Annotated in this window: 20 protein-coding genes, 1 other RNA gene and 1 pseudogene; 15 read left to right on the forward strand and 7 right to left on the reverse strand. The window is 59.8% G+C overall.

Annotated features, from left to right (window positions below):
• Positions 1-210 precede the first annotated feature (210 nt).
• The 4 genes from rho to PMI18_RS17690 all read left to right on the forward strand — a co-directional run bounded on the left by rho (position 211) and on the right by PMI18_RS17690 (position 4,925).
• A complete protein-coding gene (gene rho / locus PMI18_RS17705; RefSeq protein ID WP_007899384.1) occupies positions 211-1,470 on the forward strand; it encodes a transcription termination factor Rho in 1,260 nt (419 codons plus the stop codon).
• Positions 1,471-1,611: 141 nt separating this feature from the next.
• The gene (ubiD, locus tag PMI18_RS17700; protein ID WP_007899385.1) at positions 1,612-3,078 is read left to right on the forward strand and encodes a 4-hydroxy-3-polyprenylbenzoate decarboxylase; all 1,467 of its coding nucleotides are present in this window, start codon (positions 1,612-1,614) and stop codon (positions 3,076-3,078) included.
• Positions 3,078-4,046, forward strand: coding sequence for a CDP-6-deoxy-delta-3,4-glucoseen reductase (locus tag PMI18_RS17695; protein ID WP_007899386.1), 969 nt, complete (start codon positions 3,078-3,080; stop codon positions 4,044-4,046). The genes ubiD and PMI18_RS17695 overlap by 1 nt, the downstream gene beginning before the upstream one ends.
• A 210-nt stretch (positions 4,047-4,256) precedes the next feature.
• On the forward strand, positions 4,257-4,925 hold the full coding sequence (locus PMI18_RS17690; protein WP_007899387.1) for a gamma-glutamylcyclotransferase: 669 nt from the start codon (positions 4,257-4,259) through the stop codon (positions 4,923-4,925).
• On the opposite strand, the gene glpT is transcribed toward PMI18_RS17690, so the two are convergent.
• On the reverse strand, positions 4,901-6,250 hold the full coding sequence (glpT, locus tag PMI18_RS17685; protein WP_007899392.1) for a glycerol-3-phosphate transporter: 1,350 nt from the start codon (positions 6,248-6,250) through the stop codon (positions 4,901-4,903). The two genes, PMI18_RS17690 and glpT, sit on opposite strands and share 25 nt — an antisense overlap.
• 204 nt (positions 6,251-6,454) lie before the next feature.
• Positions 6,455-7,432, reverse strand: coding sequence for an NADPH:quinone oxidoreductase family protein (locus PMI18_RS17680; RefSeq protein WP_007899393.1), 978 nt, complete (start codon positions 7,430-7,432; stop codon positions 6,455-6,457).
• A gap of 150 nt (positions 7,433-7,582) precedes the next feature.
• On the opposite strand from PMI18_RS17680, the gene PMI18_RS17675 reads away from it, so the two are divergent.
• Positions 7,583-7,990 (forward strand): flagellar basal body-associated protein FliL, encoded by a 408-nt coding sequence (locus PMI18_RS17675; RefSeq protein ID WP_033036301.1) that lies wholly within the window; start codon positions 7,583-7,585, stop codon positions 7,988-7,990.
• 124 nt (positions 7,991-8,114) lie between these two features.
• Here the strand turns inward: PMI18_RS17675 and PMI18_RS17670 are convergent, their stop codons facing one another.
• A complete protein-coding gene (locus PMI18_RS17670) occupies positions 8,115-8,567 on the reverse strand; it encodes an EVE domain-containing protein (protein WP_007899397.1) in 453 nt (150 codons plus the stop codon).
• A 200-nt stretch (positions 8,568-8,767) separates the two neighbouring features.
• Here PMI18_RS17670 and PMI18_RS31230 point away from each other — a divergent pair, with 200 nt between their 5' ends.
• Complete coding sequence (locus PMI18_RS31230) at positions 8,768-8,917, forward strand: hypothetical protein (protein ID WP_007899400.1); 150 nt, start codon at positions 8,768-8,770, stop codon at positions 8,915-8,917.
• 34 nt (positions 8,918-8,951) lie between these two features.
• Here PMI18_RS31230 and PMI18_RS17665 read toward each other — a convergent pair whose 3' ends face one another.
• The 4 genes from PMI18_RS17665 to PMI18_RS17655 all read right to left on the reverse strand — a co-directional run bounded on the left by PMI18_RS17665 (position 8,952) and on the right by PMI18_RS17655 (position 10,374).
• On the reverse strand, positions 8,952-9,557 hold the full coding sequence (locus tag PMI18_RS17665; protein WP_007899403.1) for a 5-formyltetrahydrofolate cyclo-ligase: 606 nt from the start codon (positions 9,555-9,557) through the stop codon (positions 8,952-8,954).
• An 84-nt stretch (positions 9,558-9,641) separates the two neighbouring features.
• Positions 9,642-9,820: non-coding RNA, 6S RNA (gene ssrS, locus PMI18_RS30215), on the reverse strand.
• 30 nt (positions 9,821-9,850) lie between these two features.
• A complete protein-coding gene (locus PMI18_RS17660) occupies positions 9,851-10,168 on the reverse strand; it encodes a cell division protein ZapA (protein ID WP_007899404.1) in 318 nt (105 codons plus the stop codon).
• Complete coding sequence (locus PMI18_RS17655) at positions 10,165-10,374, reverse strand: TIGR02449 family protein (protein ID WP_007899405.1); 210 nt, start codon at positions 10,372-10,374, stop codon at positions 10,165-10,167. The genes PMI18_RS17660 and PMI18_RS17655 overlap by 4 nt, the downstream gene beginning before the upstream one ends.
• A 126-nt stretch (positions 10,375-10,500) precedes the next feature.
• Between PMI18_RS17655 and PMI18_RS17650 the strand changes: the two genes are divergently transcribed.
• The 9 genes and pseudogenes from PMI18_RS17650 (at position 10,501) to gcvH (ending at position 19,710) form a co-directional block, all read left to right on the forward strand.
• Positions 10,501-11,061 carry a YecA/YgfB family protein gene (locus PMI18_RS17650; RefSeq protein WP_007899406.1) on the forward strand — a complete coding sequence of 187 codons (561 nt, stop codon included), beginning with the start codon at positions 10,501-10,503 and terminating at the stop codon, positions 11,059-11,061.
• Positions 11,062-11,088: 27 nt separating this feature from the next.
• Complete coding sequence (gene pepP, locus PMI18_RS17645; protein WP_007899407.1) at positions 11,089-12,423, forward strand: Xaa-Pro aminopeptidase; 1,335 nt, start codon at positions 11,089-11,091, stop codon at positions 12,421-12,423.
• On the forward strand, positions 12,420-13,607 hold the full coding sequence (ubiH, locus tag PMI18_RS17640; RefSeq protein ID WP_007899416.1) for a 2-octaprenyl-6-methoxyphenyl hydroxylase: 1,188 nt from the start codon (positions 12,420-12,422) through the stop codon (positions 13,605-13,607). Before pepP ends, ubiH begins: the two co-directional genes overlap by 4 nt.
• A 22-nt stretch (positions 13,608-13,629) precedes the next feature.
• Positions 13,630-13,725: pseudogene (locus tag PMI18_RS31505) on the forward strand (tetrameric acyl-CoA thioesterase); the annotation flags it as partial.
• Positions 13,726-13,734: 9 nt separating this feature from the next.
• Positions 13,735-14,952: a 2-octaprenyl-3-methyl-6-methoxy-1,4-benzoquinol hydroxylase gene (locus PMI18_RS17635; protein WP_162831692.1), complete on the forward strand. Its 1,218-nt coding sequence runs from the start codon at positions 13,735-13,737 to the stop codon at positions 14,950-14,952.
• A 247-nt stretch (positions 14,953-15,199) separates the two neighbouring features.
• Complete coding sequence (locus tag PMI18_RS17630) at positions 15,200-16,204, forward strand: extracellular solute-binding protein (RefSeq protein ID WP_007899418.1); 1,005 nt, start codon at positions 15,200-15,202, stop codon at positions 16,202-16,204.
• Positions 16,205-16,417: 213 nt separating this feature from the next.
• Complete coding sequence (locus tag PMI18_RS17625; RefSeq protein WP_007899419.1) at positions 16,418-18,034, forward strand: ABC transporter permease; 1,617 nt, start codon at positions 16,418-16,420, stop codon at positions 18,032-18,034.
• A 156-nt stretch (positions 18,035-18,190) separates the two neighbouring features.
• Positions 18,191-19,273, forward strand: coding sequence for a glycine cleavage system aminomethyltransferase GcvT (gene gcvT / locus PMI18_RS17620; RefSeq protein WP_007899420.1), 1,083 nt, complete (start codon positions 18,191-18,193; stop codon positions 19,271-19,273).
• A gap of 50 nt (positions 19,274-19,323) precedes the next feature.
• The gene (gene gcvH, locus PMI18_RS17615) at positions 19,324-19,710 is read left to right on the forward strand and encodes a glycine cleavage system protein GcvH (RefSeq protein ID WP_007899421.1); all 387 of its coding nucleotides are present in this window, start codon (positions 19,324-19,326) and stop codon (positions 19,708-19,710) included.
• Positions 19,711-19,814: the final 104 nt, after the last annotated feature.

Consider the following 19,814-nt stretch of genomic DNA (forward strand, 5'->3'; position numbering starts at 1 on the left):
TGCGGGGCCTTTTCGTTATTGAGGGCTAGACGCTCCGAAACTCAGGTGGTACATTCGGCCCCGCACTGGTTTCTCCACTGCCCCCTGCTAGCCGTCGCCGACGCACTCCTTTTCGAATAAGTACGCGATCCTGTCGCCTTCTCTGCGGCGCGGCCTCATTAAGCCAAAAGCTTAATTTCCCCCCTCCATAAATGATTACGTCATTCCTATATGAATCTGACTGAACTCAAGCAAAAGCCGATTACCGAACTGCTCGAATTGGCCGAACAGATGGGCATAGAAAATATGGCCCGTTCGCGCAAGCAGGACGTGATTTTCTCCCTGCTCAAAAAGCACGCTAAAAGCGGCGAGGAAATCTCCGGTGATGGCGTGCTGGAGATTCTCCAGGACGGCTTCGGCTTCCTGCGCTCCGCTGACGCTTCCTATCTCGCCGGCCCAGACGACATCTACGTCTCGCCGAGCCAGATCCGCCGCTTCAACTTGCGCACCGGTGACACCATCGTTGGCAAGATCCGCCCTCCAAAGGAAGGCGAGCGTTATTTCGCACTGCTCAAGGTCGACACGATCAACTACGATCGTCCCGAGAACGCGAAAAACAAGATTCTCTTCGAGAACCTGACCCCGCTGTTCCCGACCGTGCGCATGAAGATGGAAGCCGGCAACGGTTCCACCGAAGACTTGACCGGTCGTGTCATCGACCTGTGCGCCCCGATCGGCAAAGGCCAGCGCGGCCTGATCGTTGCCCCGCCGAAAGCCGGTAAAACGATCATGCTGCAGAACATCGCGGCGAACATCGCACGTAACAATCCTGAAGTTCATCTGATCGTATTGCTGATCGACGAACGTCCGGAAGAAGTGACCGAAATGCAGCGCACCGTGCGCGGCGAAGTGGTTGCCTCGACGTTCGACGAGCCGCCAACCCGCCACGTGCAGGTTGCCGAAATGGTGATCGAGAAGGCCAAGCGCCTGGTCGAACACAAAAAGGACGTGGTGATCCTGCTCGACTCCATCACCCGTCTGGCGCGTGCCTACAACACCGTGATCCCGAGCTCCGGCAAGGTACTGACCGGTGGTGTCGATGCCCACGCCCTGGAGAAACCGAAACGTTTCTTCGGTGCTGCACGGAACATCGAAGAAGGCGGCTCGCTGACCATCATCGCTACCGCGCTGGTTGAAACCGGCTCGAAGATGGACGAAGTGATCTACGAGGAATTCAAAGGCACCGGCAACATGGAACTGCCTCTGGATCGCAAGATCGCTGAAAAACGTGTGTTCCCGGCCATCAACATCAACCGTTCCGGTACTCGCCGCGAAGAGTTGCTGACGGCCGACGACGAACTGCAGCGTATGTGGATCCTGCGCAAGCTGCTGCACCCGATGGACGAAGTCTCTGCCATCGAGTTCCTGGTCGACAAGCTGAAACAGACCAAGACCAACGACGAGTTCTTCCTGTCGATGAAACGTAAGTAAGTCGCAGAAAGTCAGCAAAAGCCGGGGAAACCCGGCTTTTTGCTATCTGATTTTTGATCAATGGCAGTTCGTGGTTCTGAATAGAGGGGTTCGGCGCTAAACTGCCTGCCCCGAACGCCACGGCCAACACGAGGCTCACGCATGCAGTATCGCGACTTGCGCGACTTTATCAGCGGCCTGGAAAAGCGCGGCGAACTCAAGCGCATCCAGGTTCCAGTGTCCCCAGTGCTCGAAATGACCGAGGTCTGCGATCGCACGTTGCGCGCCAAGGGCCCGGCGCTGCTTTTCGAAAACCCTACCGGTTATGACATTCCAGTACTCGGCAACCTGTTTGGCACCCCCGAGCGCGTGGCGCTGGGCATGGGCGCAGAAGCTGTCAGCGAGTTGCGCGAAATCGGCAAGCTGTTGGCGTTCCTCAAGGAACCCGAGCCGCCGAAGGGGCTGAAGGACGCTTGGTCCAAGCTGCCGATCTTCCGCAAGATCATTGCCATGGCACCGAAAGTCGTCAAAGACGCGGTGTGCCAGGAAGTGGTCATCGAAGGCGACGATGTCGATCTGGCGATGTTGCCGGTACAGACCTGCTGGCCGGGCGACGTCGGTCCGCTGATTACTTGGGGTCTGACCGTTACCAAAGGGCCGAACAAGGATCGCCAGAACCTCGGCATCTACCGTCAGCAAGTGATCGGCCGCAACAAGGTGATCATGCGCTGGTTGAGCCACCGTGGCGGCGCGCTGGACTACCGTGAGTGGTGCGAGAAACACCCCGGCCAACCGTTCCCGGTGTCCGTGGCCCTGGGCGCTGACCCGGCAACCATTCTTGGTGCTGTGACGCCCGTGCCGGACAGCCTCTCCGAATACGCTTTCGCCGGTCTGTTGCGCGGCAATCGCACCGAGCTGGTGAAGTGCCGCGGCAACGACCTGCAAGTGCCGGCCACCGCCGAGATCATCCTTGAAGGCGTGATCCATCCGGGCGAAATGGCCGATGAAGGTCCGTATGGCGACCACACCGGCTACTACAACGAAGTCGACAGCTTCCCGGTGTTCACCGTCGAGCGCATCACCCACCGGATCAAACCGATTTACCACAGCACCTACACGGGTCGTCCGCCGGATGAGCCGGCGATTCTCGGCGTGGCGCTGAACGAAGTGTTCGTGCCGATCCTGCAAAAGCAGTTCCCCGAGATCACCGACTTCTACCTGCCGCCCGAAGGCTGTTCGTACCGCATGGCCATCGTGACCATGAAGAAGTCGTATCCCGGGCATGCCAAGCGGGTAATGCTGGGTGTCTGGTCGTTTTTGCGACAGTTCATGTACACCAAGTTCGTTATCGTCACTGACGACGATATCAACGCACGGGACTGGAACGACGTGATCTGGGCCATCACCACGCGCATGGACCCCAAGCGCGACACGGTGATGATCGACAACACGCCGATCGACTACCTCGACTTCGCCTCGCCGGTTTCCGGCCTGGGCTCGAAGATGGGGCTCGATGCCACGCATAAATGGCCAGGCGAAACCACCCGCGAGTGGGGCCGGGTCATCGTCAAGGATGAAGCCGTTACCCAACGGATCGATGCCATCTGGAATCAGTTAGGAATAGATTGATGCGTGTAACCTTGCAGCCCTCCGGAGCAGTGCTAGAGATTCTGCCCGGCGAGCGAATTCTCGATGGCGCGCGGCGCCTGGGCTATGAATGCCCGCAAAGTTGTCGCAACGGCAATTGCCATGTGTGCGGCGCGTTGCTGGTGGAAGGGCGGGTCGAACAGGCCGGTGATGTGCGCGACCATGGCGAGTTCTACACTTGCATTGCAGAGCCGCTGGAAGACTGCATCGTGCTGTGGGATGGCGTGCTCGCGCTGGGAGAATTGCCCGTGCGCAGCGTGTCGTGTCAGGTCATTGAATGCAGGGACGTCGGCGGCGATACCTGGCGCGTGCGTCTGCGTGCGCCAGCGGGCAAGCCGCCGCGCTATCACGCCGGTCAGTACCTGATGATCGAGCGTGAGAACGGCGAGAAATCCGCCTTCTCCCTGGCCTCTGCACCGCATTCCGGACGCGATCTGGAAATTCATGTACTGGCGCGCGAAAGCAGTGCGCTGAGCCTGATCGAACAGCTTCAGCGCAACCCGATGGTGCGCATCGAGATGCCGTTCGGCGATACCCATCTGGCGGAACTGCCGGACGGTCCACTGGTGCTGATTGCCGCCGGTACCGGCATGGGTCAGATCCACAGTCTGATCGAACATTGCCGGGCCACGGGATTCAAGCATCCGGTGCATCTGTATTGGGGCGTGCGTCGTCCCGATGACTTTTATGACATTGAGCATTGGGATGAATGGGAAAAGCTGCCCAATCTGTTCCTGCATAAAGTCGTCAGCGATCAATGTGGCTGGGGAGGGCGCTGCGGCATGTTGCATGAGGCGGTGTGTGAAGATTTCCCTGATTTGAAAGCCCTGCACGTCTACGCCAGCGGCTCTCCGGCCATGGTCTATGGCACGCTGGATGCGCTGGTCGAAGCGGGGATGGATGCCCATCAAATGCGCGCGGATGTGTTCGCCTACGCCCCCCGATCTTGATCCACGATCTTAAATCGTTATAACTCCCCATATAGCCGATCGGTATTTATAAATTTTTATAAATGCCGGTAGGTTATATCTCATTCAGGCAATAAGTTTTAGAGCGCCGCCATGGCACTTAAATTGCCTTAAACCATATGTGCCTTATTGTTACAGCGGTGCGTTCTATTAAGTAATTCTTCACCCGCGGGGAGCTGAACGCTATTCGCCATGAGCGCCATTGAATCTGCTTTTTTGAATCTGGCTTACCCTCCGCGGCTCGATCTGGGGCCGCAGCTTACGCACGAACAATTGCTCAGCTCGATGCAATCGACCATGGCGCGCCACAAGGGTGGGCCGGTCTGGCTGTTTGCTTATGGTTCGCTGATCTGGCGTCCAGAATGCGCGGCTGTGGAGCGAGTGCGCGGTCGCGTGCATGGCTACCATCGCGGTTTGTACCTGTGGTCCCACGAACATCGCGGTACACCGGAAGTGCCCGGGCTGGTGTTTGGCCTGGATCGTGGCGGCTCATGCAGCGGGTTTGCCTATCGCTTGCCCGAAGAGCAACTCGAAGCTTCGCTTTATGCGCTCTGGCAGCGTGAAATGCCATTCCCGTCCTATCGCCCACACTGGCTCAACTGCCGTCTTGAAGATGGAAGCCAGGTTCAGGCATTGGGATTCGTCTTGGAACGGCACCTGCCCAGCTATGCCGGCAACTTGCCGGATCATGTGCTGAGCCAGGTGTTCGAAAGCGCTTGCGGGCGTTATGGCACCACTCGCGAATATGTCGAGCAGACCGCTCACGCCCTGCGTAGCCACGCCATGCCAGACCGAAATCTGGAGGCGCGGCTCAAGCGTTGCAAATCAAAGACCGATCAGGCGATCGCTTCGCGGCTCTGACTGGCGACTTGCTTGTGCCACAGCGTTGGCGCAAGGAAGGCCATCGCCAGCAGGCATGCGCCGATCAGCAAGACGAAACCGCCGTCCCAGCCGAAGTGGTCCACGGTGTAGCCCATCGCTGCACTGGCCGCAACTGAACCACCCAGATAACCGAACAACCCCGTGAAGCCTGCTGCAGTCCCGGCGGCTTTCTTCGGCGCCAGTTCCAGCGCTTGCAGACCGATCAGCATCACTGGGCCGTAGATCAGGAAGCCGATCGAGACGAGCGCGATCATGTCGACGGTCGGGTTGCCGGCCGGGTTAAGCCAGTAAACCAGTGTCGCCACGGTCACCAGCGCCATGAACACCATGCCGGTCAGGCCACGGTTGCCACGGAAGATCTTGTCCGACATCCAGCCGCACAGCAGCGTGCCCGGGATCCCCGCCCACTCGTAGAAGAAATACGCCCACGAGGTTTTATCCACGGTGAAGCCTTTGGCTTCCTTGAGGTAGGTCGGTGCCCAGTCCAGCACGCCGTAACGCAGCAGGTAGACGAAGACGTTAGCCATGGCGATGTACCAGAGCATTTTGTTGCGCAGCACGTACTTGACGAAGATTTCCTTGGCGCTGAATTCCTCTTCGTGGCTAGCGTCGTAACCTTCCGGGTAGTCGTTCTTGTACTTCTCGATCGGCGGCAGGCCCACCGACTGTGGCGTGTCGCGCATGGTCATGAAGGCAAACACCGCGACGGCCAGAGCCACCGCTGCCGGTACGTAAAACGCGGCGTGCCAGTCATTGAACAGACCCATGCCGAGCAAGAACAGCGGGCCGATCAGGCCGCCGCCGACGTTGTGTGCCACGTTCCACACAGACACCACGCCACCGCGCTCCTTCTGCGACCACCAGTGCACCATGGTTCGGCCACTCGGTGGCCAGCCCATGCCTTGGGCCCAGCCGTTGATGAACAGCAGGATGAACATCATGGTCACGCTGGACGTTGCCCAAGGCGCGAAGCCGAAAACGAACATCACGCCGGCCGACACCAGCAGGCCAAATGGCAGGAAGTAGCGCGGGTTGGAGCGGTCGGACACCAGGCCCATGAGGAACTTCGACAGGCCGTAGGAAATCGCAATCGCCGACATTGCCAGGCCCAGTTGACCACGGGTGTAACCCTCGTCGATCAGGTACGGCATTGCCAGGGAGAAGTTCTTGCGCAGCAGGTAGTAACCCGCATACCCAATGAAAATCCCGGCGAAGATCTGCCAGCGAAGGCGTCGGTAGGTGCTGTCTATTTTTTCTTCAGGCAATGGAGCCTGATGTGCGGCAGGACGAAAGAAAGCAAACATTCAAGAGCTCCAGAATTCTTGTTTTGACTGCGGATGCGAATGTTACAGTTTCGTTACCGAAAATAGCACCGGTTCGCATCGGCAAAACAGCGGAAATGTTGGAGATCGCATGTTCCTTTATGAACATGTCGCTCAGGTATAAATGAGGGTCGGTGTGGGGATGACGGAACCAGGTCGCAAGGCTGCGACCTGGCTAGAAAATAATCAGCGAACCTGCACGACCACTTTCCCGACCGCCTTGCGCTGGCCAAGGTCATTGATGGCTTGCGCCGCGTTGCTCAGCGGATACACCTGCGACACCAGTGGCTTCAACTTGCCCTCGGCAAACCAGCCAAACAACTGCTGGAAGTTTGCCGCGTTGTCCTGAGGTTGGCGCTGGGCAAAGGAGCCCCAGAACACGCCGACTACCGCGGCACCTTTGAGCAGCGCCAGGTTCACAGGCAGCTCCGGGATTCGTCCGCTGGCGAAACCGACCACCAGTAGACGGCCGTTCCAGGCAATGGCGCGGATAGCCTGGTCGAACAAGTCGCCGCCCACCGGATCGTAGATCACGTCGGCGCCCTGGCCGTCGGTCAGGCGTTTGATCTCATCCTTGAGGCTGGTTTCGCTGTAGTTGATCAACTCATCGGCGCCGGCAGCCTTGGCCACCGCGAGTTTTTCCGCACTGCTGGCGGCGGCGATCACGCGAGCACCCATGGCTTTGCCGATTTCCACCGCGGCGAGGCCGACGCCGCCGGAAGCGCCGAGCACCAGCAAGGTTTCGCCAGGTTGCAGGTTGCCCCGTTGTTTGAGGGCGTGCATCGAAGTGCCGTAGGTCATGCTGAATGCGGCGGCGGTGTTGAAGTCCATCGATGGCGGGATCGGCAGCACGTTGTAACCCGGCACCGCGACCTGCTCGGCAAAACTGCCCCAGCCAGTCAGCGCCATGACCCGGTCACCGACCTTGAGGTGGCTGACCTTTTCGCCTACCGCACTGACCACGCCGGCTGCTTCGCCGCCCGGTGAAAACGGGAAGGGCGGCTTGAACTGGTATTTGCCCTCGATGATTAACGTGTCCGGGAAATTCACCCCAGCCGCATGCACGTCCAGCAGGATTTCATTCTTCTTCGCGACAGGACTGGCGACGTCTTCCAGCACCAGCGATTCGGCAGGGCCGAAGGCTTTGCACAGCACGGCTTTCATCAGGGCTATTCCTTTGGGAGTGATGGCCGATAAGTGTAGGTGTGTGAGTCATTGGGTCAACGAGCATGCCCGACCCTGATAGTCAGCCATAAGCTTGTGCTTGAGCGGCGGGCCGTTATGCTTGGCCGCAAACCGGATAAGGAGCGAATTGTGAAAGCGTGGATCATGTTGATGCTGGCCCTGTCTCTGCCTGTGGCAGCGATGGCCGAAGAAGCCAAAGAAGGTGAAGCCCCGAAGGTCAACTACATCACCCTGAGCCCGCCATTCGTGGGCAACTATGGGCTGGACGGCACGCCGAAGCTCAAGGTCTACAAGGCCGATGTGGCGTTGCGGGTGACCGGTGACGAGGCGACCAAAGCGGTAAAGGCCAATGAGCCATTGATACGTAATCAGCTGGTGGCGTTGTTTGCCCAGCAGACCACTGAAGCCATGAACAATGTCGAAGCCAAGGAAAAGCTGCGTCAGGAAGCCTTGAAGCAGACCCAGCAAGTGATGAACGATGAGACCGGCAAGCCGGTGGTTGAGGATTTGTTGTTCAACAACCTGATAATTCAATAAGTCTTTTGCTGTCCGGGCGGGCCTCATCGCGAGCAGGCTCGCTCCCACAGGGGTCTCCAGTGTAGGCAGATTCAGTGTGGGAGCGAGCCTGCTCGCGATAGCATTCTTTCAGTCACTGCATGGCTCAAGACCTTAATGCAATTACCACCGCCCACTGCTCGGCTGTCACTGGCATCACCGATAGCCGCGAACCCTTCTGCACCAATGGCATCTCGGCCAACGCCGTTTGCTGCTTCAGATAATCGAGCTTCAGCACTCTGGAAAACGTCTCGACGTGAGCAACATCAATCGCGCTCCAGGCGTTTTTCTCGGCAGTGGCCTTCGGATCGAAGTAATGACTCTCCGGCTCCAGTGCCGTCGGGTCCGGGTACGCTGCCTCGACAATCTTGCCGACCCCGGCAATCCCCGGCTCCGGGCAACTGGAGTGATAGAAGAAAAACTCGTCGCCCACCGCCATGGCCCGCAGGAAGTTGCGCGCCTGGTAGTTGCGAACCCCGTCCCAGCGCGCTCGGCCAAGCTTCTCCAGGTCTTTGATAGAGAGTTCGTCGGGCTCGGATTTCATCAGCCAATAGGCCATGGTTTTGCTCCTTGCGAGGTGAGTGGGCAAGTGGTCGGGCAATTTTATGACAAACCGACGGTCGGTTGACGCCAGCGTTTGCGTGTCGGTTCACGTTGTCGCAAAATGCCGGCCTTCTAAGCTTGACGCTGCTGCACGGCCTACACCTACAACGGAAACCGCTGCTGTCATCGTGTTGATGTGCCTTTGGGGGGCAATCGATGAAACGCAAACCGGATTTACTATGGATATTGGTTATTTTGTTCGGTTTGGGCGTCGTGACCACCGGCTATGCCCAAAGCCTGTGGGCCAACAAGACCGATGCTCCCGTCGAGATCGCGCAGCAACAGCCGTCGGCCTTCAAACGCTGAACCTGTCTTTCGACGCCGCTGAAATCAGTGGCGTCTAGTCCGCGAAATACCACGCCTTGTCCGTGACCGTTCCCTGCAGCGGCACATCCCAGCTCGCCTGAGCCAAACGTTGAACCTTCTGACATTCATGGGCCAGGCCCAGCAGCGTCGGCTTGCGCCAGTTTTTGCGGCGCGCCAGGTACGCCAGGCTTCGGTCGTAGAAACCACCGCCCATTCCCAGGCGTCCGCCAACATCGTCAAACCCCACCAGCGGCAACAACACCAGATCCAGCGCCCAGACCTTGCGTTGTCGGGCGATGTTGTGCCGAGGTTCTGGGATGCGAAAACGGTTGGGTTTGAGCTTTTCGCCGGGACGAATCCGCTGGAACACCATTTTGGTCCTTGGCCAGGCACTGAGCACTGGCAGATACGTCGCCTTGCCCCGACGTTGCGCAGCACGCATCAGCAGGCGCGGATCGATTTCACCGTCGGTGGGCAGGTATAGAGAGATGTGTTTTGCGCGGCGGAACAGCGGGTGCTGGGCCAATTGTTTATACAGCCCGCGAGCGGCCTCGCGCTGCTGACAAGGGGTCAGTGCGCGGCGGGCCTTGCGCAGCATGCGTCGAAGTTGCGGGCGGGGCAGCAGCGCAGGTTCGGTCATGGATTCAGGCTTCGAAGTGCGAGTACTAAAGCGTACCCGTAAAAAAGCCGATGCCGGTATTTAAACCGGCATCGGACTGGAATCAGGCTCCCCGGATGAACCGCTGTCGACTTAGCCCTTGAACCCGAAAGTTCAAGGTGGAAGATGCAGTAGGCTTTAAGGCTTTCCGTCTAGCGGACATGCACACCAGCCCAACGTGCAACCTCCAGGGTAGTGCGAATCGGCTCAGGGACGTCGTCAACTGGCAAGCACCCCAGGGAGTGATGCGAGTATACCCCAAGCGGTTTCGCGTTTCAGCCCTTGGTGACATCCGGATCGGTCGACAGCACCAGATCGACGCGGTCCAGCAGGTCGCGAACCTGCTCGCGGGTCGATCCGCTGGCCTGCACATCCGGGCGTTCTTCCTTGTGCAGAAGATCGTGCGTGATGTTCAGCGCGGCCATCACGGCGATGCGGTCGGCGCCGATGACTTTGCCGCTGCTGCGAATTTCGCGCATCTTGCCGTCCAGATAACGGGCAGCGCTCACCAGGTTGCTGCGCTCTTCCTGGGGGCAAATGATCGAATATTCTTTGTCGAGGATCTGCACGGTAACGCTATTGCTTGAACTCATGAGTCTTGCTCCAGGGCCTTGAGGCGCGAAATCATCGATTCGACCTTACGCCGGGCGATTTCATTTTTTTCAATGAGATGCGCGCGTTCCTCGCGCCAGCTCTTTTCCTGAGCTAATAGGAGTCCATTCTGACTCTTTAGTTGCTCGACCCGAGTAATTAGCAGCTCGAGTCTGGCCATCAGCGCTTGCAGGTCGGTGTCTTCCATTGTGTCCACTGGTTGTGTCTGATGCGTGATAGCTGGCGGACAGCCTTTAATAGTCTTGGCGAGTCTGTCGATGTAGGATACAAGGCCTTCATTCTAGACATAGCGCCGTCTGGCGCCTAGCTGCCCATGACCATTGCGAATTCCCCGTATCAAGCCTTTGCCACCCTGCTGACTTCCAGCGGCCACAACGTCTCGCCTGCCGAACTGCATGGCCTGCTGCTCGGGCGCAGTTGCGCCGGCGCCGGTTTCAATGCCGAAGAGTGGTTGATCGATGCCGCCGAACTGCTGGAAAGCGAGCCGCAGGACAATGTTCGCAACGCCCTGATCGGCCTGCAAGAGATGGTCAAAGGCGAACTCACCGGCGACGACGTGACCGTCGTTTTGCTGCTGCCGACCGATGACTCACCACTGGCTGACCGCGCCGCTGCACTGGGTCAGTGGTGCCAGGGCTTCCTCAGCGGTTTCGGCCTGAACTGCCGTGACAGCAGCATGCTGAGCACTGAAGCCACCGAGGTGTTGCAGGATCTAGCGGCGATCTCCCAGGTGCAAGATGCCCTGGAAGAGTCCGAAGACGGCGAAAGCGACTACATGGAAGTGATGGAGTACCTGCGCGTCGCGCCGCTGCTGCTGTTCTCCGAAACAAAGAAAGCCGACGTGCCGCCAGCCGCCAAACCGTCGTTGCATTAATCGCGTGCCAGGGAAAGCCATCTGCCCATGATTCATATCCCGAAATCGGAATACAGCCGTCGCCGCAAGGCGCTGATGGCGCAGATGGAACCCAACAGCATCGCCATCCTGCCTGCCGCCGCGGTGGCCATCCGCAACCGTGACGTCGAGCACGTCTACCGTCAGGACAGCGACTTCCAGTACCTCAGCGGTTTCCCCGAGCCTCAAGCCGTCATCGTCTTGATGCCCGGCCGTGAGCACGGTGAATACGTGCTGTTTTGCCGGGAACGTAATGCCGAACGGGAATTGTGGGATGGCCTACGCGCCGGCCAGGAAGGCGCGATCCGCGACTTCGGCGCCGATGACGCCTTCCCCATCACCGACATCGACGACATCCTGCCGGGCCTGATCGAAGGCCGTGACCGGGTGTACTCGGCCATGGGCAGCAACCCGGAATTCGATCGGCACCTGATGGACTGGATCAACGTCATCCGCTCTAAAGCGCACCTCGGCGCCCAGCCGCCGAACGAATTCGTTGCCCTGGATCATCTGCTTCACGACATGCGCCTGTATAAATCGGCGGCAGAAGTGAAGGTAATGCGCGAAGCCGCACGGATTTCCGCCCAGGCCCATATTCGTGCGATGCAGGCCAGTCGTGCCGGTTTGCATGAATTCAGCCTGGAAGCCGAGCTCGATTACGAGTTCCGCAAGGGCGGGGCGAAGATGCCGGCCTATGGCTCGATCGTCGCCGCCGGGCGCAACAGTTGCATCCTGCATTACCAGCAGAATGACGCAGTGCTCAAGGACGGCGATCTGGTGCTGATCGACGCCGGTTGCGAGATTGACTGCTACGCCAGCGACATCACCCGCACCTGGCCGGTCAATGGCAAGTATTCACCGGAGCAGAAGGCGATTTACGAGTTGGTGCTGGCTTCCCAGGAAGCCGCGTTTGCCGAAATCGCACCGAACAAACACTGGAATCAGGCACACGAAGCCACGGTCCGGGTGATTACCGCCGGTCTGGTGAAGTTGGGCCTGTTGCAGGGCGACGTCGACGAGTTGATCGCCAGCGAAGCCTATAAAGCGTTTTACATGCACCGCGCCGGCCACTGGCTGGGCATGGATGTGCACGACGTTGGCGAGTACAAGGTCGGCGGCGAATGGCGCGTGCTGGAAGTCGGCATGGCGCTGACGGTCGAGCCGGGTATTTACATTGCGCCGGACAACCAGAACGTGGCGAAGAAATGGCGCGGCATTGGCGTGCGCATCGAGGACGACGTGGTGGTCACCAAAACCGGTTGTGAAATCCTGACTAACGGCGTGCCGAAAACGGTCGCCGAGATCGAAGCCTTGATGGCTGCCACACGGACACAAGCGGCATGAGTCGAGTCAATCTGGCAATCATCGGCGGTGGCCTGGTTGGCGCCAGCTTGGCGTTGGCGTTGCAGGCCGGGGCCAAGGCCCGTGGCTGGAAGATCGTGCTGATCGAACCGTTTGCCCCCGGCGACACTTATCAACCGAGTTATGACGCCCGCTCTTCGGCGCTGTCCTTCGGTGCACGGCAGATTTATCAACGGTTGGGCGTGTGGCAGGAAATCTCCCGCCGCGCCGAGCCGATCAAGCAGATTCATGTCTCCGATCGTGGACGTTTCTCCACCGCGCGACTGTCGGCGATGGAAGAGGGCGTTCCGGCGCTAGGCTATGTGGTGGAAAATGCCTGGCTTGGCCAATGCCTCTGGCAAGGTCTGGACAAGGACGTGATCAGTTGGCGCTGCCCGGCGGAAGTTACCCGCATGGAGCCGCTGACCGACGGCTATCGTCTGACGCTCAACGATGAAACCATCCTGGAATGCGACCTTGCAGTGCTCGCCGATGGCGGCCGTTCCGGCTTGCGTGAGCAACTGGGGATCGGCCTCAAGAAACGCCCGTATAACCAGAGCGCGCTGATCGCCAACATCACCCCCAGCGAAGCGCACAACGGCATGGCCTTCGAACGCTTCACCGACGACGGCCCGATGGCCTTGCTGCCGCTTCCGGAAAACCGCTGCGCCTTGGTCTGGACCCGTCTGGGCATGGACGCGCAACGGCTGGCAGCCCTTGATGACCGCAGCTTTCTCACTGAGCTACAGGGCATATTCGGCTATCGCCTCGGCACGCTGAAGCAGGTCGGCGCACGGCATTTGTATCCGCTGTCGCTGATCGAGGCCGAGGAACAAGTCCGCCCGCATCTGGCGATTCTCGGTAACGCCGCTCACAGCCTGCATCCGATTGCCGGGCAGGGTTTCAACCTGTCGTTGCGTGACGCCCAGGCGCTGGCCGACAGTTTGTTGGGCAGCGAGACAGCGCCCGGCGACTTCGCCACCTTGCAGGCCTACCGCGAGCGTCAGCGCATGGATCAGAACCTGACCGTGGGCTTCTCCGATCAGGTCACCCGGTTGTTCGGCAGCACTCAGCCGCTGGTTTCCCTGGGCCGCAACATCGGCCTGCTTGGCCTCGATTTGTTGCCGCCGGCCAAACGCTGGTTCGCCCGGCAGGCCATGGGCCTGGGTACGCGTCCCGATGATTAAGCGAAAACCAGGCAGGGTGCACCTGCAAGTTGATATTCATGATGGCGCGAGCACTTGGGTGACGCGGGTCGAGAAAAACCTTTATGTGCGGCTCAAGCCGCAAGCGAGACAGGCTTAAAGCATGGAAATGCGCGCAGATCTGCTGATTGTCGGGGCCGGAATGGTCGGCAGTGCCCTGGCGCTGGCGTTACAAAACAGTGGGCTCGAAGTCCTGCTGCTGGACGGTAGTCCCCTGAGCGTCAAACCCTTCGATGGGCAGGCTCCGTTCGAACCGCGGGTGAGCGCTTTGTCGGCGGCCAGCCAGCGAATACTCGAACGTCTGGGCGTTTGGGATGGCATCGTCAGCCGGCGCAGCAGCCCCTATACGGACATGCACGTCTGGGACGGCAGCGGCACCGGGCAAATCCATTTCTCGGCGACCAGCGTGCACGCCGATGTGCTCGGGCATATCGTCGAAAACCGCGTGGTTCAGGACGCCTTGCTCGACCGGCTGCACGACTGCGATCTCGGGATGCTGGCGAATGCGCGTCTGGAACAAATGCGCCGCTCCGGTGACGACTGGTTGCTGACCCTGGCCGATGGCCGCACCTTGCGGGCACCTTTGGTGATCGCGGCGGATGGCGCCAACTCGGCCGTTCGGCGCCTGACCGGCGTTGCGACGCGCGAGTGGGATTACATGCATCACGCGATCGTTACCAGTGTGCGCAGCTCAAAATCTCATCAAATGACCGCCTGGCAGCGTTTCACCGACAATGGCCCGCTGGCGTTTCTGCCGCTGGAGCGGGATGGTCAAAAGGATTGGTGCTCGATCGTCTGGTCGACCACGCCGAGCGAAGCCGAGCGCCTGATGGCGCTGGATGACGAAGGCTTCTGCAAGGAGCTGGAGCGGGCCTTCGAAGGCTGTCTCGGCACGGTGCTCAGCGCCGACCCGCGTTTGTGTGTGCCACTGCGTCAGCGTCATGCAAAACGTTACGTGGCTGAAGGCCTGGCGCTGATCGGCGACGCGGCCCATACCATCCATCCGCTGGCCGGGCAGGGCGTGAACCTCGGTTTTCTCGATGCCGCGGTGCTGGCCGAAGTGCTGCTGCAAGCGGTCACGCGCGGCGAACGGTTGGCGGACGTGAAAGTGCTCAGTCGCTATGAGCGTCGGCGCATGCCCCACAACCTGGCATTGATGGCGGCGATGGAAGGGTTCGAGCGCTTGTTCCAGGCCGATCCATTGCCGGTACGCTGGTTGCGCAATACCGGGTTGAAGATGGTCGACCAGATGCCTGAGGCCAAGGCGTTGTTCGTCCGTGAAGCGCTTGGGTTGATTGGGGATTTGCCGGCGTTGGCCAAGGCCTGAGATCTTCGTTGGGGCTGATGGCCTCTTCGCGGGCAAGCCTCGCTCCTACAGGTTTTGTGTCGTTTGCCAATGTCGCGGTTGACCCAATCCCTGTAGGAGCGCGGCTTGCCCGCGAAGGCGTCGGTACATCCACCATCAATCTCGGTTATGCAACATCCGGTAACTCCTCCACTCACTGTTCGATTGAGAAGCGAAATGTGAGTCCTTATCATTTGGCCCCACTTTCCCCATTCGAGAGACCGCTTCCATGTTGGCACCCAAGCGTCTACTGACCGCACTGGCCCTGACCCTGATTGGCAGCACCGCCGCCCAGGCCGCCGACGAGGTGGTGGTTTACTCCTCGCGTATCGATGAGCTGATCAAGCCAGTCTTCGATGCCTACACCCAGAAAACCGGCGTGCAGGTGAAGTTCATCACCGACAAGGAAGCGCCGCTGATGCAGCGGATCAAGGCAGAGGGCGAAAATGCCACCGCCGACCTGCTGCTGACCGTCGACGCCGGCAACCTCTGGCAGGCCGAGCAGATGGGCATTCTCCAGCCGTTCACTTCCAAGGTGATCGATGCCAACATCCCGCTGCAATACCGCGCTTCCTCCCATGCCTGGACCGGCCTGAGCCTGCGGGCGCGGACCATCGCCTACTCCACCGACCGGGTGAAGCCCGGTGAGCTGACCACCTACGAGGCGCTGGCCGATAAGCAGTGGGAAGGCCGCCTGTGCCTGCGCACGGCGAAGAAGGTCTACAACCAGTCCCTGACCGCCACGATGATCGAAGTCCATGGCGCCGAGAAAACCGAGAAGATCCTCAAGGGCTGGGTCAACAACCTGTCCACCGACGTGTTCTCCGACGACATTGCCGTGCTGGAGGCGATCAACGCCGGTCAGTGCGATGTCGGCATCGTCAACACTTACTACTACGGCCGTTTGCACAAACAGAAGCCGGACCTGCCAGTGAAGCTGTTCTGGCCGAATCAGGGCGACCGTGGCGTGCACGTCAACCTGTCGGGCATCGGCCTGACCAAACACGCACCGCATCCGCAAGCTGCCAAGGCGCTGGTGGAATGGATGACCACGCCTGAAGCACAGAAGATTTTCGCCGACGTGAACCAGGAGTTCCCGGCCAACCCTGCCGTTCAGCCTTCAGCTGAAGTAGCGAGTTGGGGCAAGTTCGTGGCCGACACCTTGCCGGTAGAAATCGCCGGCAAGCGTCAGGCGGAAGCGATCCGGATGATGGATCGGGTCGGCTGGAACTGAAGCCACCGTTACTATGGCGAGAGGCTTGCCTGTGGCGAGGGAGCTTGCTCCCGTTGGGTCGCGAAGCGATCCTGAAGGCATCGGACTCCGCTCGATCGAGATGATCTGATAACCTCCTGCGGCTGCTACGCAGCCGAACGGGAGCAAGCTCCCTCGCCACAGAGTGGGGCCGACTACGATCTGCGTTGGCACCAAATTTTCTAGAGAATTACCTTGGCCCACCCCGCCCAACGCCGCTGGTATCCCCTGGTCTTCGCCATTGCTGCGCTGGTCCTGCTGCCCCTGAGTGTCCTGCTTCTTTCCTGGCAAACCATCGATCAGCAGATCTGGTCCCACCTGTGGGACACCCAGATGCCGCGACTGCTGGGCAATACCCTCACGCTGGTCCTCGGCGTCGGTTTCGGCGTAACGCTGCTGGGCGTCAGCCTGGCCTGGCTCACCAGCCTCTGCGAATTCCCCGGGCGGCGTTGGCTGGACTGGGCGCTGATGTTGCCCTTTGCGATTCCTGCTTACGTGCTGGCATTCGTCTTTGTCGGCCTGCTGGATTTTGCCGGCCCCGTGCAAACCTTGCTGCGCGAATGGTTCGGCAGCGGCCTGAGGCTGCCCCGAGTGCGCTCCACCGGCGGTGTGATTCTGGTGCTGGTGCTGGTTTTCTATCCGTACGTTTACTTGTTGGCGCGTAGCGCATTCCTGGCTCAGGGCAAAGGCTTGATGGAAGCAGCGCGAGTCCTTGGGCAATCCCCATGGCAGGCGTTCTGGCGCGTGGCGTTGCCGATGGCACGTCCGGCCATCGGCGCGGGAGTGGCGTTGGCGCTGATGGAAACCCTGGCGGATTTTGGTGCCGTGTCGGTATTCAACTTCGATACGTTCACCACCGCTATCTACAAAACCTGGTACGGCTTTTTCAGTCTTTCCACGGCTGCGCAACTGGCCAGCCTGTTGCTGTTGGTGGTGATGGTCGTGCTGTATGGCGAGCGCCGTGCCCGCAGAGCCCATCGGGCGAGCAACGAACGACCGCGAGTCAAGGCGTTGTATCACCTGCACGGGGTCAAGGCGCTGGCGGCCATGAGCTGGTGCGGTCTGGTATTTGCCTGCGCTTTCGTCATTCCCGTGCTGCAACTGGTGGTGTGGTTCTGGCAACGTGGGCGCTTCGATCTGGATGAGCGTTACACCGGATTGATCATCCATACCCTGTACCTGGGCGGCATAGCGGCGTTGATCACCGTCAGTGTCGCTCTGGTGCTGGCCTTTGCCCGTCGCTTGGCGCCGACCCGGGCGATCCGTTCCGGTATCAGTCTGGCCAACCTTGGCTACGCCTTGCCGGGCTCGGTGCTGGCGGTGTCGATCATGCTGGCGTTCAGTTACCTGGATCGCGAACTGGTGATCCCGCTGTCGGGATGGCTTGGCGGCGCGGGCAAACCGTTGCTGCTGGGCAGTCTGTCGGCGTTGTTGCTGGCCTATCTGGTGCGTTTTATCGCGGTGGCTTATGGACCGCTGGAAAGCAGCCTGGCGCGAATACGGCCCTCTTTGCCCGAAGCAGCACGTAGCCTTGGCGTCAGTGGGCCACGACTGTTTTTCAAAGTGTATCTGCCGTTGCTGCTGCCGGGCACGTTGAGCGCGGCGTTGCTGGTGTTCGTCGATGTGCTCAAGGAAATGCCCGCGACCCTGCTGATGCGCCCGTTTGGCTGGGACACGCTGGCGGTGCGGATCTTTGAAATGACCAGCGAGGGCGAGTGGGCGAGGGCCTCGTTGCCGGCACTGACCCTGGTGTTGGTCGGGTTATTACCGGTCATCGGATTGATCCGACGTTCGGCGCATCGAAACACGTAGGTGTCAGTCCTACACCTTGCGGCTACAATGCGCGGCATTCGGTGCGGTCCGTCTTTCAGACCGGGTCGCTGAAACGGCTGAAAGCCTTTTATTTCAAGGCATTTCAACCCGTACAGCGCCTGTCCGCACCTTCGCCACGCCCGGAAGGAGAAACCCATGGGACAGCGTACGCCTCTGTATGACCTTCATCTCGCCCTCGGCGCGAAGATGGTCGATTTTGGCGGTTGGGATATGCCTCTGCATTACGGCTCGCAGGTCGAGGAACACCATCAGGTGCGCCGCGATTGCGGGGTTTTCGATGTATCCCACATGACCGTGATCGATGTTGACGGCCCCCAGGCCAAGGCCTGGCTTCAGTATTTACTGGCCAATGACGTCGAGCGTCTGCACAGCCCCGGCCGTGCCTTGTACAGCGCCATGCTCAACGAGCACGGCGGCATCGTCGACGACATGATCGTCTACCGCCTCGAGGAAGGTTATCGCCTGGTGGTGAACGCCTCCACCCGTAATCAGGATCTGGCCTGGATGCAGGCTCATCTCGGTGACTTCGATGTGCGGCTCAACGAGCGCTCCGAGCTGGCGATGCTGGCCATTCAAGGGCCTCACGCCCGGCACAAGATTGCCGAACTGGTGACTCAGTCCCGTGGCACGCTGATTCAGCAGCTCAAATATTTCGAAGGTCAGACTGACGGTGACTGGTTCATCGCGCGTACCGGTTACACCGGTGAGGATGGTCTGGAAATCGTGCTGCCCGCCGACCAGGCACCGGGCTTTTTCAACGATCTGGTGGGCGCGGGTATTTCCCCGATAGGCCTCGGCGCGCGCGATACCTTGCGTGTCGAAGCCGGCATGAACCTCTACGGTCAGGACATTCATCAAGAAGTTTCGCCATTGGCCTCCAACATGGCCTGGAGCATTGCCTGGGAACCGGCCACGCGCCAGTTCATTGGCCGCACTGCCCTGGAAGCCGAACAGGCCAATGGCGTACAGCACAAACTGGTGGGTCTGGTCCTGGAAGAACGTGGGGTTTTACGCGCGCATCAGGTGGTTCGCATCGCCGATGTTGGCGAAGGGGAGATCACCAGTGGTAGTTTCTCTCCTACGCTTAGCAAGTCGATTGCACTGGCGCGCGTACCGGTGGCCACCGCCGACCGCGCCGAAGTGGAAATCCGTGGCAAGTGGTACCCGGTTCGAGTGGTCAAACCGACCTTCGTACGCCACGGCAAAACCTTGATCTAACTTTTTTTGGCGGGCAATGACCGCTGACATTTTTCTTGAGGACACAGAACATGAGCGAAATCCCTGTCGACCTGCGTTTTGCCGAAAGTCACGAATGGGCCCGTCTAGACCATGATGGCGGCGTGAAAGTGGGTATTTCAGACCATGCTCAGGAAGCCTTGGGTGACGTCGTGTTCGTTGAGCTGCCGGAAATCGGCAAAGTGTTCGCTGCCGGCGAGGCTGCGGGTGTCGTCGAGTCGGTCAAGGCTGCCTCCGATATCTACTCGCCAGTTTCCGGCACAGTCATTGCCGTCAACGAAGAGTTGGCCAACAACCCTGAACTGGTCAACAGCGCGCCTTATGACAGCTGGTTCTTCAAACTCGAGCCAAGCGATACCTCCGAACTGGACAATCTGCTGCTCGATGCAGTTGCCTACAAGGCTGCCATCGGCGAATAAGCCTTCAGCGTTACCTCAAAGCCCCGATTATCCGGGGCTTTTTTGTATCTGCCAACTTGATGCGCTGAGGACTAAATGTGGGAGCGGGCTTGCTCGCGAAAGCA

The organism is Pseudomonas sp. GM102 (genome assembly GCF_000282555.1).
In the GTDB taxonomy this organism is placed as follows: domain Bacteria; phylum Pseudomonadota; class Gammaproteobacteria; order Pseudomonadales; family Pseudomonadaceae; genus Aquipseudomonas.

Bases quoted from the DNA above. Each gene is read 5' to 3' on its own strand.
- PMI18_RS17695 (WP_007899386.1), top strand. From the start codon at position 3,078: ATGCGTGTAACCTTGCAGCCCTCCGGAGCAGTGCTAGAGATTCTGCCC.
- rho (WP_007899384.1), top strand. From the start codon at position 211: ATGAATCTGACTGAACTCAAGCAAAAGCCGATTACCGAACTGCTCGAA.
- PMI18_RS17635 (WP_162831692.1), top strand. From the start codon at position 13,735: ATGCGCGCAGATCTGCTGATTGTCGGGGCCGGAATGGTCGGCAGTGCC.
- glpT (WP_007899392.1), bottom strand. From the start codon at position 6,250: ATGTTTGCTTTCTTTCGTCCTGCCGCACATCAGGCTCCATTGCCTGAA.
- PMI18_RS17655 (WP_007899405.1), bottom strand. From the start codon at position 10,374: ATGGAAGACACCGACCTGCAAGCGCTGATGGCCAGACTCGAGCTGCTA.
- gcvH (WP_007899421.1), top strand. From the start codon at position 19,324: ATGAGCGAAATCCCTGTCGACCTGCGTTTTGCCGAAAGTCACGAATGG.
- PMI18_RS17650 (WP_007899406.1), top strand. From the start codon at position 10,501: ATGACCATTGCGAATTCCCCGTATCAAGCCTTTGCCACCCTGCTGACT.
- gcvT (WP_007899420.1), top strand. From the start codon at position 18,191: ATGGGACAGCGTACGCCTCTGTATGACCTTCATCTCGCCCTCGGCGCG.
- pepP (WP_007899407.1), top strand. From the start codon at position 11,089: ATGATTCATATCCCGAAATCGGAATACAGCCGTCGCCGCAAGGCGCTG.
- PMI18_RS17660 (WP_007899404.1), bottom strand. From the start codon at position 10,168: ATGAGTTCAAGCAATAGCGTTACCGTGCAGATCCTCGACAAAGAATAT.
- PMI18_RS17690 (WP_007899387.1), top strand. From the start codon at position 4,257: ATGAGCGCCATTGAATCTGCTTTTTTGAATCTGGCTTACCCTCCGCGG.
- ubiD (WP_007899385.1), top strand. From the start codon at position 1,612: ATGCAGTATCGCGACTTGCGCGACTTTATCAGCGGCCTGGAAAAGCGC.
- PMI18_RS31230 (WP_007899400.1), top strand. From the start codon at position 8,768: ATGAAACGCAAACCGGATTTACTATGGATATTGGTTATTTTGTTCGGT.
- PMI18_RS17670 (WP_007899397.1), bottom strand. From the start codon at position 8,567: ATGGCCTATTGGCTGATGAAATCCGAGCCCGACGAACTCTCTATCAAA.
- PMI18_RS17665 (WP_007899403.1), bottom strand. From the start codon at position 9,557: ATGACCGAACCTGCGCTGCTGCCCCGCCCGCAACTTCGACGCATGCTG.
- ubiH (WP_007899416.1), top strand. From the start codon at position 12,420: ATGAGTCGAGTCAATCTGGCAATCATCGGCGGTGGCCTGGTTGGCGCC.
- PMI18_RS17680 (WP_007899393.1), bottom strand. From the start codon at position 7,432: ATGAAAGCCGTGCTGTGCAAAGCCTTCGGCCCTGCCGAATCGCTGGTG.
- PMI18_RS17630 (WP_007899418.1), top strand. From the start codon at position 15,200: ATGTTGGCACCCAAGCGTCTACTGACCGCACTGGCCCTGACCCTGATT.